We start from the raw sequence: 15,369 nt of genomic DNA, 5'->3' as shown, positions 1-15,369 counted from the left end.
CTTGCTACTCATATCGTATCGCCAATATCTCATACCAGAGTGTTCTTCCGTCTGGTGTATTGTGTTCTATCTCTTCGCCCAGTTGACGCTTTAGCAGTTTTTTCGACAGTGGGGCGTCAACGCTGATGTAACCTAGTTTAGGGTTGATCTCATCGGCTCCGACAATTCGGTACTCAATCTCGTTATCCTCTTCATCAACTAGGGTCACCCAAGCACCAAAGAAGACGGTATCGCGTTGCTCTGGTAGATGCTCGACCACTTTAAAGTGATCCATACGTTTAGCGAGGTATCGAACGCGCCTATCGATCTCTCTGAGCTCTTTTTTACGATAGATGTACTCGGCATTCTCTGAGCGATCGCCCTCTGCAGCAGCCTCTTTGAGGGCTTGTGTGACCTCAGGACGTCGGACCTTCCAAAGATGTTTAAGCTCTGCATTCAAGCGCTCATACCCCTCTTTGGTAATGTAGGGGGAGCTCTTCTCTGCAGGGGGTCGCCAACGGCCCACTAGAGCCAGCCTTTGCGCTTAAGTAGGTAGACCAGTAAGCCGGTCGTACCCGATAGAGCCGCTAGGAAAATGAAAAACGCTGAACTGTTGTCAGCACCGGGTATACCACCAAGATTTACTCCGAGTAGACCGGTTAAAAATCCTAAGGGTAGAAAGAGTCCGGAGATGATGGCGAGAAGGTATAGACGCTCATTCAGTTGCTCTGACAGCTGGGCCATGATGCTATCTTGTGCCGCACCTGCGCGTTCTCGCAACATGTCTAGATCTTCTATATGACGAGTGAGGTGGTCATTCGTCTCAAACAGCGAGGCGCGATGATCGTCATTGAGAAGAGTGCTCTTAGAGGCTATCAATTGTGTCAGAGCCTCTTTTTGTGGGCCTAAATAACGTTTGAGTCGAGCGTTAGTCGTACGCATCTCGGCTAGCGGTTCACGCAGGCTCTTTGAGCCCTGTTGCTCCAGTTGCTCTTCAAGGGACTCAAGCCGCACATCTAACTCTTCTACTAAACGACCAATACGTTCTGTCAGGCCGTCTGCCAACTCTGTGATCAGATCCGAGAGGGTGTGTGGACCTTTGCCCTGTTGGAGCTGTTCAACCAGTTGTGTCACAGATTGTAGGCGACGCTTGCGTGTCGTGATGAGACAATTCTGTTTAAGAAGAAGGCGTATAGAGACCATGTCTTCAGGGTCAGAATTGACGTTTAAGTTGACCCCTCGCAATGCGATGAGCAGTTCATCATCGAGTCTGGTTGTTCTTGGACGAACCTTATCAGCTAGAAGGGTATCGATCGCTGATTGCGATAGACCTGAGTGCTCCTCTAGCCAGGTGTGGCTCTCTTTTTCGGTGTAGTCCAAATGTATCCAAACTTCACCGTCAAGCTCACTCCGCTGAGAGATCTGTTCAGAATTCAGTGCAATAGCACCGCCCTGACCATCTAGCAAAAGAGCGTGGAGTAGTGCAGGCTGTTTTAGTTCGTATTCCATACAATTTTCTCCTCGACCCCCTGGTGGACTTTATACCACTCATCGGGCTCATCTCCCTCTTGCCAGCCGGAGGCGATACAGCGAGTTTGAGTCTCCATCTCTTTCGCGATTTGATGCGCACATTCGAGATCGGTTGCCCAGGGTGTCTCGCTGCTATCAAACCAAACAGAGCTCCACGCTTTACCGATAACACGCTGTTGAATCAAAACGGGGATTTCAACATCGCCGATGAGGAGCTTAGATTTTATCGACTCTTTAGTGCTCTTATCGGTTGTCAGGGTGCCGAGTGTTTGGACCCACTCTAGGATCTGTTGGGCTGTGCGCTCTTTGACGTAGACCTCGATGTCGGGGTGGCGTTGCTCGCTCATCACTGTTCCTTAACGCGAATGACAGGGTATAGGGGTAATTTAGGCGCTTTTCTTGAAAACTGCGAGATGAATATCCACTTCGGTCGTGAATTGTTGATAATCAGCCAGCTGTTTTGCTGCGCGTTGGCCGTGGGGGGTCATCATAAATAGGTTATGCAGTGCGTCGCGTGAGGTGAGTTCAATCTCAAAATGAACACGTCGCTCATCAATGCGTTCGAACTGTGTACCTAAAGCGCTTTCGGGTGAAGAGTCGGTTTCTCGCACCTCATCGTAGATCGCTTCGCGCAGTGAGTAGAGGTGGCGCTCGCCTGGATAGGCAATGATTAAGTGTCCATCTTCTTTCAGGGCGTTTGCGATAGGCTCGCCGAGTATGCGGCTGAATACGATGACAGCGAGATCTAAGCTGTGATTCTCTGTTGGGATGTTAGCTGATGATCCAACCACCCAGGTGATTGACTTCGAGCGTTTGCAGGCCGCTTTGATGGCGTGTTTGGAAATATCTAAGCCTAGAATCTCGGCCTGATCTAAGGTGTTTTGCAGTGCGAGGGTGTAGTAGCCTTCGCCGCAGCCTAAATCGATAACGCTTGGGTGGGTGTCAGTATATTGCCGAGCTAGTTCGTTCAAAGTGTCTGAGACTGGGGCGTAATAGCCGGCATTCAAGAAGTCACTTCGCGCAGCAATCATCTCGGGGTTGTCACCAGGATCCTTACTGCGTTTGTTTTGCACTAAAAGCAGGTTCCAGTAGCCTTGTTTGGCTCGATCAAAGCTGTGATTGTTATCACATCGGAGCGTTTTCTTTTGCTCGTTGAGTGATAGTCGCTCCTGACAGACAGGGCAGATCAGCTCCATGTTAGGCGTCAGTCAACAGGTTGATCATGACCTGTTCATAAATCTCGGAGAGGGTGTCTAGATCGGCGACAGAGACGTTTTCATCGATCTTATGAATGGTGGCATTAACAGGGCCTAGCTCAACCACCTGTGCACCTGTCGGAGCGATAAAGCGACCGTCTGATGTACCACCGCTGGTCGATAGTTCGGTCTCTCGACCTGTGACCGATCGAATGGCATCACGAGCCGCATCGACTAGATCACCGGCTGCCGTAAGGAAAGGCTGACCCGATAGGTTCCACTCAATCTCATACTCAACATTGTGCTTCTCTAGAATCGATTCAACACGCGTTCGCAGTTCAGTGTCAGTCACCTCGGTTGAGAAACGAAAATTAAACTTCACTTCGACTTCGCCAGGTACAACGTTGGTCGCACCGGTGCCTGCGTTGATATTAGAGACTTGAAAACTGGTGGGTGGGAAGAAGTCGTTGCCCTGATCCCACTCAGTTTGTGACAGTTCGGCTAATGCTGGCGCGAATTCGTGAATGGGGTTGCGCACCAGATGAGGGTAGGCGACATGGCCTTGAACCCCTTTCACTTTCAGGGTGGCGCCAAGCGATCCGCGACGACCGTTCTTGATGACATCGCCAACCAAGGTTGTGCTCGATGGCTCGCCCACAATTGCCCAGGTGATCTTCTCGTTGCGAGCTTCCAAGGTATCAATGACTCGCGTTGTGCCATTGACGTAGGGACCCTCTTCATCACTGGTGATCAGAAGAGCGATAGAGCCTTTATGATCCGGATGTTTAGCAACGAATCGATCCAGTGCCGTCATAAAGGCAGCGATACTGCCTTTCATATCAGCCGCGCCGCGCCCGTGCAGCTGACCATCAATGATGGTCGGTTCAAAGGGTGGAGTTTTCCAGCGCTCAATAGGGCCGGTTGGCACAACATCAGTGTGTCCTGCGAAACAGAGTACAGGACCCTCTTGGTTTCGACGTGCCCAGAAGTTGGTCACCTCTTCAAACGGCATATGATCGATAGTGAAGCCCAGCGCTTCAAGGCGCTCACACATCATTGCTTGGCAACCTGCGTCCTCTGGGGTAACAGAAGGGCGGCTGATTAGATCGCAAGCAAGTTCGAGAGTGGCGGAGCGCTGAGTCATCTTCTATCTACCTTTGTCTTTCAGGATTAGTTGTGAGCGTGTAGCTCTTCATTCAACTCAATTGCTGACTTGTTTGTTTTAACTTCGATACGGCCGTTTTGTGAGTTACGACGGAACAGTAGATCCGACTTGCCAGCCAGTTCAGACGCTTTAACCGTGGTTACTTCGTTGTTTTGGTCATCAAGAATGGTCACTTTCGAGCCGCCTGTTACATAGAGGCCCGCTTCCAGTGTGCAGCGATCCCCTAGTGGAATGCCTAGACCTGCATTGGCACCTAGCAGTGCGTTCTCACCAACAGAGATGATGACATTGTTGCCGCCAGAGAGAGTGCCCATAGTCGAACAACCACCGCCTAGGTCTGAGCCGTTTCCTACGACGACGCCGGCAGAGATACGACCTTCAACCATGCTGACACCCATAGTGCCTGCGTTGAAGTTGATGAAGCCTTCGTGCATAACAGTGGTGCCTTCACCTACGTGAGCACCTAGGCGGATTCGAGATGCGGCACCGATACGAACACCCGTTGGCACAACGTAGTTCGCCATCTGTGGGAACTTGTCGACTGAGTGAACGTGAAGCATGCGACCCTGTGCACGAGCGGCTAGCTGGCGCTTAGAGAGCTCATCGACCGCGATTGGACCTTCGTTCGTCCAGGCGATGTTCGGTAGCAGACCAAAGATACCGGTTAGGTTCTGGCCGTGAGGCTTAACGAGACGGTGCGAGATCAATGACAGCTTAAGGTAGACTTCAGCCGTGGTCGTTGGTGCATCGTCAGATTCAAGGATTGTCAAGATGACGGGCTGTGCGGTTCCTTCAAGAACCTCGACAATCTCGGCTTGATCTTCAGCGCCAACGCTCAAAAATGCAGCCTCTAGAGCTTTTAGCTGAGCGGCATCTACCTCGATCGCAGCGTTGCCACCGGTGTAACCCACGGCTTTACCTGCAGCATTAACCAGTGCTGAGTCTGCATTAAGCAGTGGTTGGTTGTAGTAGACCTCTAGCAAGTCGCCAGCCGCTGATTTAGTACCTACACCTAGGCCAAATGCAAAATTAGTCATCTCTATATCCTCGTGTTAAATCGTTAATGCCGATTGAGTATCAGGGGTAAAACCGACCTCAATCTGACCATTGAATTCAAAAATTGGGCGTTTGATCATGCTGGGCTGTTCGCTCATCAAATTGATCAATACAGACTCATCTGTAATCGCTTTTGTGGCATCGTCCAACTTGCGCCAGGTTGTACCGCGTTTGTTTAGGACAACCTCAATACCGGCCGCGTCAACCCACTGCTTAATCTGTTCAACGGTGGGTGGGCTCTTTTTAAAGTCGATGAAGGTAAACTCCACACCCTGATCAGTGAGCCACTTGCGCGCTTTTTTTACCGTGTCGCAGTTTGGAATGCCGTAAAGGTTCATAGCCATCCTTACAGCGACTCGATGTAACGGCGAATTCGCCAAGCCGCTTCGACACACTCTTCAACCGTTGCTACCAGTGCCATACGAACATAACCGGCACCAGGGTAGAGACCTGCATCGGTTTCACGCGATAGGTAACGACCGGGTAGCACTGTTAGGTTTTGTTGTTCAAACAGTCCTGCGGTAAAAGCGTCGTCATCGATCGGTGTCTTCGCCCAAAGGTAGAAGCTAGCATCCGGCATTTTGACATCCATAACCGGTGCAAGAATCTCAAGAACGGCCGCAAATTTCTGACGGTACTGTTCACGGTTATCTTGGACGTGAGTCTCATCATTCCAAGCAGCAATGGAGCCTTTCTGAACCTGAAGTGGCATCGCACATCCATGGTAGGTGCGGAACAACAGGAACGGCTTGATTAGAGCGGCATCACCGGCGATAAAACCTGAGCGAAGTCCAGGCAGGTTGGAACGTTTTGAGAGACTGTGGAATACGACACAATTTTTGTAATCGTGACGGCCAAGTTGCGCACAGACCTCTAGGAGACCTACGGGTGGGTTCGCTTCGTCAAAATAGATCTCGGAATAGCACTCATCAGAGGCTAGGATAAAGTTGAATTTATCCGCTAGCGCAATCAGCTTTTTGATGGTCTCTGCAGAGTGGACTGAACCGCTTGGGTTGTTGGGTGAACAGATAAATAGCAGCTCACAACGTTCCCAAATATCATCAGTGATCGAGTCGTAATCTGGAATAAACCCATTTTCAGCCAAAGTGGGTAAGAAGTAAGGCTCTGCTCCCGCTAGGTAAGCGGCCCCTTCATAGATCTGGTAGAAGGGATCTGGTGATAGTACCAAAGCCCCTGGTTTGCGATCGACTGCACACTGAGTGAAAGCAAAGATCGCTTCACGAGTACCCATTACCGGTAGCACGTTCTGCTCTCCAGTTAGGCTATCGCTCTTCAGTTTGAAGCGTCGTGTGGCCCAAGCGGCAATCGTATCGCGAAGCTCGGCACTGCCTTTGGTCGTTGGGTAGTTTGCAACAAGATCGACGGTTTCGTTTAACACCTTAGTCACACACTCAGGGGCAGGGTGTTTCGGTTCACCGATGCCCAATGAGATGTGCTCCATCTCTTGAGGTGGTCTTAGACCGCCCAATAGCTTTGCCAGTTTTTCAAAAGGATAAGGCTGTAGTAACGAAAGATCTCGATTCATAAACAGTGTCTCAAGCGACCAAGCGCTCTAGTCATTAAAAATGGGTGCGACAGTATAACGTAAGGCGGCGATCCAATAAATGGATCGCCGCCTTAGAACACAGGTCGTAATTTGCTTTAAGGTGTATCGACCGAGTAAGAGCTGATCGGTTTCATTCCTAGCTTCTCCCGACCCCCTTCGATCAGTGTCAGCAGGGATGGAACCACAACCAGTATTAACAAGGTGCCATAACCTAATCCAAATACGATGGCAGCCGCCATTGGGATCAAGAACTGAGCTTGAATGGAGGTTTCAAATAGGATGGGTGTCAGGCCGCCAATGGTTGTTAGTGATGTTAGCAGCACGGCACGCAGGCGCTGGCAGGAGGCTTCAATAGCCGCCTCTTTAATCGCCATACCCTGTTCACGTAACTTCTTGTAGAACGTCACCAAGACGATTGAGTCATTGATCACGATCCCGGAAAGACCGAAGAAGCCAAACAGTGACAGGATGGTCAGATCCAGTCCTAACACCCAGTGTCCCAATAGGGCGCCGGTTAATCCAAGCGGAATGGTCAGCATGATCGTGATTGGCCAGCTGTAGGAACCAAATACCCAAGCCAGAATCACGTAGATCAGCACCAATGCAATGACTAGGCCGGTTTTCATATCACCCAGGGTTTCGCGTTGATCACGGTTTTTACCCTCAAAGCTCGAATCAACTCCATACTTACCAAGGATCTCAGGCATCACCTTCTGTTGCAGGTCAGCGATGATCTCATTGGCATTGTTGGCGCTCTCATCAAGGTCAGCCGATACGTTGATCGACAGAAGACCATCGATACGTTGAAGTGAATCGAAACCCTGACGTGCGGTGAAGTTGACGACGTTGGATACCGGTGTCACTCGGCCATCCGGTAACACGATCGGTAGCTGACTGAGCGAGCTTAGTTGATTCTTCTGCTCATCGAGCATCTGAACGCGCACACTGATCTCATCACGGCCCTCAAAGTAGCTCTGTACCTCTTGGCCATCAAAGGCAGCTCTTAACTGACGTCCAACCTGCTCAAGTCTTAAACCTGCCGCTTCACCAGCCGGAGTCAGGGTGTAGATTAGCTGAGAAGTACCAAACGGGAGGTCATCATCGATATTACTGAGCCCGTTATAAACCTTCAGCTTCTCTTGGAGCTCAAGTGAGGCTTGTTTCAACAGGTTGATATTGCTGCCGGTGAGTTGAACTTCAACCGGTTTACCTGGAGGGCCACCTCGATCGACATCGATCGATAAGCGCTCTAGGCCGGCAGGTTGCTCAATGTTTTTGCGCAGAGCTCTTGTAAAGGCTTTAGTCGAGACCTCTCGGTTGTCCCCTGGGGTAAGCTCGACCTGAATCGACCCATAAATATCACCGCGTTTAGGCGACGCATTACGTGATGGTTGGGAGATGTTTTGGCGAATAAGCGCGAACTTAAGAATGCCACCACCCAGCTCTTGATCTGTTTTGTGAAGTTGATCTTCGATGTAGAAGAGAAACTCACTGACCTGATCACCACTGGTACCAGAGACAAACTGAGTGTTGATCGAGAAGGTGTCTTGGTCGGTACTTGGGAAAAAGGTGAATTGAATTCGACCACCGAGAAGTAGGCCCACAGCAAAGATCAGTACACCGACACCGGTTGCAATGGATGCCCAACGATAGTTGATTGCCGTTTCAACGAAACGTCTGAAGATGCGGTCTCGGAAGTAGTTAAACCCATTATCCAGCTTGATTCGGATTTTCGATGGGTGGGCTGCATCCCCTCGTGCTAATGAGTGGTGGAGGTGGCCTGGTAACACCAAGAAGCTCTCAACCAGCGAGGCGATGATGACGCAGATGATCACCAGCGGGATATCAAACAGAATGTTGCCAATGATACCGCCGATCATCATCAGTGGCAGAAAGGCCGCGATGGTGGTCATCGATGAGGCGGTCACAGGAGCGAGCATTCGAAGCGCGCCACCAACAGCGGCACGTCGAGAGCTCTCTCCCATCTGAGCATGTGCGAGGGTATCTTCACCAACGACAATCGCATCATCGACAATGATGCCCAGAGCCATGATCAGTGCAAACAGCGAAATCATATTGATCGAGCCGCCTACTAAGTAGAGCACCGCTAGGGTCGCCATAAAGGAAGTTGGAATACCAATGGTCACCCAGAACGCGACACGGCCGTTTAGGAAGAGGAATAGAATCAAGACAACTAGAACCAAGCCGCTCGCACCGTTTTCGATAAGAAGATCGATACGGTCTTTGATCAGTGTCCACTGCTCATTGTAGGTCAGCAGTTCAACGCCTTCTGGCAGAGTAGGGCGGGTCTCTTCCAGCCAAGTGTTAAACAGATTGGCCGTCTTTAAGCTGTTCTCTGATTCCGTTCGTTTCAGGCTTAGAACAATTGCTGGGTTACCTTCATGGTAGAGGCGTACTTGATCCTCTTTGTCACGCTGCTCGATCAACGCGATATCGCCAAGGCGAACCAGTTTGCCTTGGCCTGCAGTGATCAGAGGTAGCTCTTCAAAGCCGGTAACATCGCGTTGTTGGCCTAAACTGCGAATTCTTCGAGCGCCATCATCCTGTGCTGCAACGCCAGCAGGTAGGTCAACTGAGCGTTGGCGAATTAATCCCGAAATATCGCTCAGCGTAAGGCCTAGTTGATTAAGGTTGTCTGGACTGAATTGGATAGCAATTTCTTGCTCAGGCATGCCGGTAAAATCGATTTTACGAATGCCACTCTGAAGAAGTTGCTGCTCGTAGGTGCGCGCGAGAGTTCTTAGCTCTTCAAGAGAGGCGCGATCACTGGTGACGATAAGATCAGCAATGTTGTCGTATCGCGTCAGTAGCTGTACAACAGCGTCTTCTGCATCAGAAGGCAGTGCTGAACGTGCAGCATCCATCTTCTGCTTTGCCTCTGATAGGGTGTAATCTACATCGGTACCATCTTCAATCTCTAGACGAAAAACGGCGCTGCCATCACGTGAAATGGCCGAGAGCTTTTTGATCCCCTCAAGCGCACGAAGCTCCTCCTCTACAGGAACCACGATAGAGGTCTGCACATCCTCAGCACTGGCACCGCTCCAGGGAACGGTTATGTTGATAATATCGAGCTCAAAGGTTGGGAAGAACTGGATGTTAAGACGGTTAAGGCCCAAAAGACCGGCTGCCAACATCAATATCATTAACAGGTTTGCCGCAACCCGGTGGGTCGTAAATAGGCTGACAAACCCTTTTAGACCGGTAGCCTGACTCACTGTTTCACCTCAACCAACATGCCGCTGACCGCGTTGGGTAGCTGGGTTGTAATGATTTTATCACCGGCGTTGAGCTGATCGCTTTTGATCAAAATCTCACGCTTCTCATCTGAGTTAGTTCGATAACCGAGGTGGTTGACTGTGACCGCTTCGAGTCGAGAGTCGGTGACACGATAGATGCGATCCGTGCCGTAAAGCGCCACTGGCGGCAGTGCGATGACATCATTCAGCTCTGGTAGCGTCAGTGCAACGCTGATGGTGCGACCAGGCTCGGGTAGGTAGTCAGAATCGACAAAACGGAACAGGCCATCCACACCGGTCGATCCAGTCGCAACTTCGGCACTGAGACGATCAAGTTCAAGTTCGAACTGCTGACCATCAATCTTTGCGACAGCCTCAAGGTCAGCGAGTGACGATTGACTCTTAATAAGTGCTAGCGCACGGCTAGGTAGTTGAGCACGAACTTCAAGATCTGAGTTCGGATAGACAGAGGCAAGCGCATCATTGGCTCTTAGGCGGTCACCGACGGCAATTGAAATTTTGGTTGCACGACCATCGAAAGGTGCTTTTACGAAAGCACGTTCACGATCAAGCAGAGATTTATCTAATTGAGCCTGTGACTGGGCAATCGATGCTCTGAGTTGCGCAACGCGGTTGGGGTGGTCCGCCAAAGACTGCTTGCGAGTTACAAGGCTCAATTGACGTTGTTGGGTGTTCATCTCAGCGGTATCAAGCTGCTCTTGGCTGGCGAGTTTTTTACCTGATAAGTTAAGTTGGCGCTGTTGAGAGCGTTGCGCAATCACCAGCATCTCTTCTTCAATCGCCAAGGCCTTTTTATCGGTTTCAAAACGAAGCAGTTCTGCCGACAGTTGTGCTTTTAGAGCATCGATTTGGGCTCGCTGTTGAGCGATTTGAAGATCGATGTCGCGGGTATCGAGTTGAATCAGTAGATCACCCTGTTTAATCGTTGCCCCTTCACGCACTTCAACCGATTGAACATCGGCAGCAATCGAGGCGCGCAGAACCACTTGGCGGGGGTTTTCAACTTCAGCATAGAGCTCAATCTCTGGCGCGATCGATTGAGGTGACGCGGCAATTGCATTAACGCTCCAAGATCGTTCCGTGATCGGTTTGGGTGGCATTTTGGGTTTGCTTGATTTTAACGAGATGAATCCAGCAATAGCGATGCCAAGAATGATGATTGGTAGAAGCCATTTCAGTAACCGTTTCACGGAGGCTTTTCTCCCTACAAAGTTAAATTAAATTGTCAGTAAGTATACCGCTTGAGATCTACGTTCGCACAGCGAAACTGGACCGTTTCAATGAGATCAGGCAAGATTTTACAAAACTTTACCCAGCGTTTGAGATTTCATGGAATTAAAATCGACTACCTATCATTTGGACGGTGACGGCTATCGTGTCGCTTATTGGCAGAGTGGTTCTCCTTTGGCAAAAAAAGTGTTGTTTTGTGTTCACGGACTGTTAGGCCGTAGTCGTGATTTTGATGAGTTGATCGAAGCGCTAAGGGATGATTTTCTTTGTATTGCTATTGATCTGCCTGGACGTGGTCAGAGTGATTGGTTGAAACAACCTGAGCAGTACAGTCCAGAGAGCTATCTGCCGGCTATCAGTGCGGTGTTGAACGCTGTAGATAACCGGCCTGTCCATTGGGTGGGTACCTCCCTTGGTGGGATTCTGGCTATGGCTGCCGCAAGCCTGAAGCTAGCCAATATTGAAAAACTTGTTCTGAACGACGTGGGTTGTCACATACCCAAAGCGTCTCTGCAGCGCATTGCAGCCTACGTTAAAGATCCTCTGTTTACCGATCAACAGGCGCTTATTGATCACATCAAACGCACTTACCCCAGTTTTCGCGATTTATCCGAAGTGCAATGGCAGCGAGTGGCTCAATATGGTTCACGACAGGCTGATGATGGCCTGCATCTTCACTATGACCCAGCCATTGCCACTAACGTTCGCTTGGGTTCTAACGAAGACATTGATCTTATGCCATTATGGCAAGTGATAGAGTGCCCGCAGATGCTGATTCACGGCACCGCATCTGACTTGCTGACGCAAGAGATTGTGGATGCAATGCTTGAACACAAGCCCGATTTGGAGTTGTTGCAGTTACAGGGTCTTGGACACGCGCCGCCTCTAATGACGCCCTTTGAGGTCCAAGCAATTACAGAGTTTCTTAAAAGGAGTGATGCCTGATGGGCAGCATAGTGACCTGGCCTAAACATAGGCTGCCTGGTTCCCCAGAGATGAGAGCGAAGGCGCTTGATGCGGTCACTCGAGCATTTGCGCCGACCGTCGAGTCTTTAGATGTCGATCTTGGTTTGAATGAGCTGTTTGAGCAGATCTACGTGCCCGTTGCTTGCTCTATATTGGATCGACTAATGCCGGGTTCCCCTTTGGTTGTCGGAATTAATGGTGCACAAGGGGCGGGAAAAGCGACACTTTATAACCTCCTAGAGGTGATTCTCACCGAGGGTTTTGGGTTAAAGGTGACGGGTTTTTCGATTGATGATCTCTATCTGACGCGTGCTGAGAGGGACGCGTTGGCACAGTCCGTTCACCCTCTTTTAAAGACACGTGGAGTGCCTGGTACCCATGATGTCGATTTGGGTATAGAGCTATTAAATCGACTCAAGCACGCGGGGCCAGACGACCTTACTCGGATCCCAATTTTTGATAAATCGACCGATGAGCGTGTGCCAGAACAGATGTGGCATGAATGGCATGGTTCAGCGGATGTCATTATTTTTGATGGATGGTGTGTCGGTGGTATCGCCGAGCCTGAAGAGTCGCTCGCTGCACCTGTTAATGAGCTTGAAACCCTCGAAGACCCTGAGGGTATCTGGCGACATTATGTCAATCAACAGCTGGCAACCTCTTATCAAGAGCTGTTCAGCTTTTTAGATATGCTCGTCATGCTCAAAGTGCCCAACATGCAGGCGGTGTACGATTGGCGTACGGTCCAAGAGCAGAAACTCAAAGATCGAGCCTCATTGCTGTATGACGAAATAGCTCCTGCAGACCCATTGCGGATTATGGATGGCACTGAGATTACACGTTTCATAGCGCACTATGAGCGATTGACGCGTTGGATGCTCGATGAGATTCCAACACGAGCGGACATTACGTTAGCGCTGAATGCCAACCACAAGATTGAGAAGATTATACTGCCTTAAATGGGCAGAAAGGGAGCTGTAGCGACGCTTAGCACAATTCGATTGATGGTTCGGTCCGTCGTCTGCGCAACAATCTCAGCGAGCATATCCTGAGTGGCAATCATCTTCCCGAAGAGTCGCTCGTAGCTGAGGTTGATGACTCCCTCATTCATGCTGTCAGTCAGAATGAACAGTTCGCCACTCGATGTTTTGAAGTTGTGCAGTTGCCAAGCGATCTTCTCTAAATTACGTGCTGAGTTATATAGCTTTTGCGAATCGATTTCGTTGAGCATAAAGAACTCTTCACGGTAGTTGTATGAGGCGTGAACCATACCTGTGATAGCCACCATTAGAGCGAAGACTCGGTCCCCTTGATACTCCTCATCAAAAGCCAGTTTGAGCGCATCAACTCCGTAGAGGTTATTTAGTTCTCGATGACTGATGGGCCTTGGGTAACTTAAAAGCTGTTTCAGGCGCGTCTCAACGGTTGTACCAGCGGCCGCTTTTTTGAGTTCGCGCGGGTTGCGTTTGTAGAGTTTGATGGTGAGTTCACGACTCATCGCGTTGATCGTCTTTATGTGTTGATCGACGATCATATCGACTTCAGACTTGGCGAGGTTCTGCAGGCGAAGCTCTTTGTTTTGAACACCGACACAGCCGTTAAGAGCGAGTGCCATGATGAGCGTCACTATTTGTGCAGTTCTAGCCATTTGAGCTGGGATCCTGATCAGATACCGGTAATAATATGTTTAGGGAATCTACGAACAAGTACATAGTATCTCAGCGAGGCCTGATATTTGCAGATACAAGGCGCTTTTCGCCGCTAATGGTCTAGCCATTAGCAAGAGAAGCAACACCGTAGATGCATGTATAAGGCCACGCCCTTCGGGGTTCACAGTCAAATCCACCCTCGGTGTTGTGCTTTCTTGACTTAGCTGGCTAGGCCTTCGAAAACACGCCTTGATGATGAATTTGACTGTAAACCTGAGATGCCATGGACTTATTCTTAGATTCCCTAAGTATAACTCTCGAAAATCTGAATGATAGGAGTTTCGATGTCGACAACCCAATTAAGTGATGTGCGTCGTGAATACCTGGCTGCAGGTCTTCATGAAGATAATTTAGTCAGAGATCCGATTCAGCAGTTTGATGCATGGATGCAGGATGCATTGGCTGTGGATCCTAAAGATGCTACCTCTATGACTCTGGCGACCTCTGATCAGTCGGGGATGCCCAGTGCGCGTATTGTTCTGTTAAAAGAGTTTAGTTCAGAAGGGTTTACCTGGTTTACTAACTATTCGAGTGAGAAAGGGGAGCAGTTAGCGGCCAATCCGCAAGCAGAACTTCTTTTCTACTGGCCGATGTTAGAGCGTCAAGTTCGCGTTCGCGGACAGGTTGAAAAGATCGATCGCATTGAGAGTGAAACCTACTTCCACTCTCGCCCAGTGGGTAGCCAGAGAAGTGCTGCTGTGTCTCATCAAAGTCAGCCAGTCGAATCTCGAGCTGTGCTTGAACAAGCGGTCAATCAGCTGTCAGATATGACTGAGGTTCCGTGTCCCGATAACTGGGGCGGTTATCGACTTGTACCGACCCGTTTTGAGTTTTGGCAAGGGCGTGAAAGTCGCCTGCACGACCGTTTTCGTTTTGAACCATCAGACACAGGTTGGGTCGTTACCCGCCTGCAACCTTAAGGATTTTGGATAATGAATATTTGTAAAGATGCTTACGTCACCTTTCACTACGCCATTGTAAGTGATGAGAGTGAGGTAAAAGATGGTTCGAGAAATGATGAACCGCTCACCTACGTCCATGGTTACAAGATGCTGGTGCCGGGTCTTGAGCAGGCGCTAGACGGGCGATCGGCTGGTGATCATTTTCAGGTTCTTGTAGAAGCGGGTCGCGGCTATGGCGAACGTGATGAGGAGCTGTTCGATGTACTTCCTCGTGAGGCCTTTGCTGATATGCCAGGTTTGCAAAAAGGGATGTTGGTTCAGCTAGAGGATGAAGATGGCGAGCCGCGCTTGGGTCGAGTTGCAGAGATCGATATCCGCGAGGTGAAGGTTGATCTTAACCACCCATTTGCAGGGCAGGATTTAAACTTTGATGTTGAGGTGATTGATGTCCGCATGGCCACTGAAGAGGAGCTAGCCGAGTTAGCCGAGTAATATTGCTATTGGCTATAAAACAGACCCTGTTAAATCCGAATGTTCTTGAGTCTGCCCTGCAAGCTTGAGTTATATCAATATATTGTTGCCGCCTTCGAGTTACAGTTATTAAAACTTGATAACTAGGAGTAACGAAATGTTCGGTATTGATGCATACACTTTTGAAACAGTTTGGCCAAGCCTTCTAGGTGTGGCTGCAATGGCAGGTGTAATGACTTGGGGTTTCTTCAAAGTGAAGAACCTGATGAACGAAGATCAGAAAAAGTAATCACTTTACATTCCTCTTCATGTCAGTA

General features: G+C 49.7%; 16 protein-coding genes. 5 read left to right on the top strand and 11 right to left on the bottom strand.

All coding sequences use genetic code 11. The annotated features are described in order from the left end of the window. Nucleotides 1-4: 4 nt before the first annotated feature. From greB to XMD530_RS10935, 10 genes are all read right to left on the bottom strand, one after another. The gene (greB, locus tag XMD530_RS10980) at nucleotides 5-505 is read right to left on the bottom strand and encodes a transcription elongation factor GreB (protein WP_173480655.1); all 501 of its coding nucleotides are present in this window, start codon (nucleotides 503-505) and stop codon (nucleotides 5-7) included. Next, nucleotides 505-1,488 carry a zinc transporter ZntB gene (locus tag XMD530_RS10975; protein ID WP_173484572.1) on the bottom strand — a complete coding sequence of 328 codons (984 nt, stop codon included), beginning with the start codon at nucleotides 1,486-1,488 and terminating at the stop codon, nucleotides 505-507. Before XMD530_RS10975 ends, greB begins: the two co-directional genes overlap by 1 nt. Beyond that, nucleotides 1,473-1,856, bottom strand: coding sequence for a hypothetical protein (locus XMD530_RS10970; RefSeq protein WP_173480657.1), 384 nt, complete (start codon nucleotides 1,854-1,856; stop codon nucleotides 1,473-1,475). The genes XMD530_RS10975 and XMD530_RS10970 overlap by 16 nt, the downstream gene beginning before the upstream one ends. Nucleotides 1,857-1,895: 39 nt before the next feature. Beyond that, nucleotides 1,896-2,705 (bottom strand): putative RNA methyltransferase, encoded by an 810-nt coding sequence (locus XMD530_RS10965; protein WP_173505624.1) that lies wholly within the window; start codon nucleotides 2,703-2,705, stop codon nucleotides 1,896-1,898. 1 nt (nucleotide 2,706) lies between these two features. Beyond that, a complete protein-coding gene (dapE, locus tag XMD530_RS10960) occupies nucleotides 2,707-3,849 on the bottom strand; it encodes a succinyl-diaminopimelate desuccinylase (protein WP_173480659.1) in 1,143 nt (380 codons plus the stop codon). A gap of 26 nt (nucleotides 3,850-3,875) precedes the next feature. Then, nucleotides 3,876-4,907, bottom strand: a complete 1,032-nt coding sequence (gene dapD / locus XMD530_RS10955; RefSeq protein ID WP_173480660.1) for a 2,3,4,5-tetrahydropyridine-2,6-dicarboxylate N-succinyltransferase — start codon at nucleotides 4,905-4,907, stop codon at nucleotides 3,876-3,878. 15 nt (nucleotides 4,908-4,922) lie between these two features. Continuing rightward, complete coding sequence (locus XMD530_RS10950) at nucleotides 4,923-5,264, bottom strand: arsenate reductase (RefSeq protein WP_254445557.1); 342 nt, start codon at nucleotides 5,262-5,264, stop codon at nucleotides 4,923-4,925. Between the two features lie 8 nt (nucleotides 5,265-5,272). Continuing rightward, nucleotides 5,273-6,472: a succinyldiaminopimelate transaminase gene (gene dapC / locus XMD530_RS10945; RefSeq protein WP_173498546.1), complete on the bottom strand. Its 1,200-nt coding sequence runs from the start codon at nucleotides 6,470-6,472 to the stop codon at nucleotides 5,273-5,275. A 116-nt stretch (nucleotides 6,473-6,588) separates the two neighbouring features. Then, the gene (locus XMD530_RS10940) at nucleotides 6,589-9,732 is read right to left on the bottom strand and encodes an efflux RND transporter permease subunit (RefSeq protein WP_173507141.1); all 3,144 of its coding nucleotides are present in this window, start codon (nucleotides 9,730-9,732) and stop codon (nucleotides 6,589-6,591) included. After that, nucleotides 9,729-10,964, bottom strand: coding sequence for an HlyD family efflux transporter periplasmic adaptor subunit (locus XMD530_RS10935; protein ID WP_173507140.1), 1,236 nt, complete (start codon nucleotides 10,962-10,964; stop codon nucleotides 9,729-9,731). Before XMD530_RS10935 ends, XMD530_RS10940 begins: the two co-directional genes overlap by 4 nt. 139 nt (nucleotides 10,965-11,103) lie before the next feature. On the opposite strand from XMD530_RS10935, the gene XMD530_RS10930 reads away from it, so the two are divergent. Both XMD530_RS10930 and XMD530_RS10925 read left to right on the top strand, forming a co-directional pair. After that, nucleotides 11,104-11,949, top strand: coding sequence for an alpha/beta fold hydrolase (locus XMD530_RS10930; protein WP_173484566.1), 846 nt, complete (start codon nucleotides 11,104-11,106; stop codon nucleotides 11,947-11,949). Then, nucleotides 11,949-12,929, top strand: coding sequence for a hypothetical protein (locus XMD530_RS10925; RefSeq protein ID WP_173483550.1), 981 nt, complete (start codon nucleotides 11,949-11,951; stop codon nucleotides 12,927-12,929). The genes XMD530_RS10930 and XMD530_RS10925 overlap by 1 nt, the downstream gene beginning before the upstream one ends. On the opposite strand, the gene XMD530_RS10920 is transcribed toward XMD530_RS10925, so the two are convergent. After that, the gene (locus XMD530_RS10920; protein ID WP_173507139.1) at nucleotides 12,926-13,618 is read right to left on the bottom strand and encodes a hypothetical protein; all 693 of its coding nucleotides are present in this window, start codon (nucleotides 13,616-13,618) and stop codon (nucleotides 12,926-12,928) included. The two genes, XMD530_RS10925 and XMD530_RS10920, sit on opposite strands and share 4 nt — an antisense overlap. A 345-nt stretch (nucleotides 13,619-13,963) precedes the next feature. Between XMD530_RS10920 and pdxH the strand changes: the two genes are divergently transcribed. From pdxH to XMD530_RS11460, 3 genes are all read left to right on the top strand, one after another. Continuing rightward, nucleotides 13,964-14,599, top strand: coding sequence for a pyridoxamine 5'-phosphate oxidase (gene pdxH, locus XMD530_RS10915; protein ID WP_173507138.1), 636 nt, complete (start codon nucleotides 13,964-13,966; stop codon nucleotides 14,597-14,599). A gap of 12 nt (nucleotides 14,600-14,611) precedes the next feature. After that, nucleotides 14,612-15,073, top strand: coding sequence for a peptidylprolyl isomerase (locus XMD530_RS10910; RefSeq protein WP_173480669.1), 462 nt, complete (start codon nucleotides 14,612-14,614; stop codon nucleotides 15,071-15,073). A gap of 136 nt (nucleotides 15,074-15,209) precedes the next feature. After that, nucleotides 15,210-15,341, top strand: a complete 132-nt coding sequence (locus tag XMD530_RS11460; RefSeq protein ID WP_256368167.1) for a hypothetical protein — start codon at nucleotides 15,210-15,212, stop codon at nucleotides 15,339-15,341. Nucleotides 15,342-15,369 lie beyond the last annotated feature (28 nt).

This window comes from Marinobacterium sp. xm-d-530 (assembly GCF_013283365.1).
In the GTDB taxonomy this organism is placed as follows: Bacteria; Pseudomonadota; Gammaproteobacteria; order Pseudomonadales; family Balneatricaceae; genus Marinobacterium_E.
The sequence above is the reverse complement of the archived record's forward strand: the minus strand, read 5'-3'. Positions and strand labels throughout refer to the sequence as shown.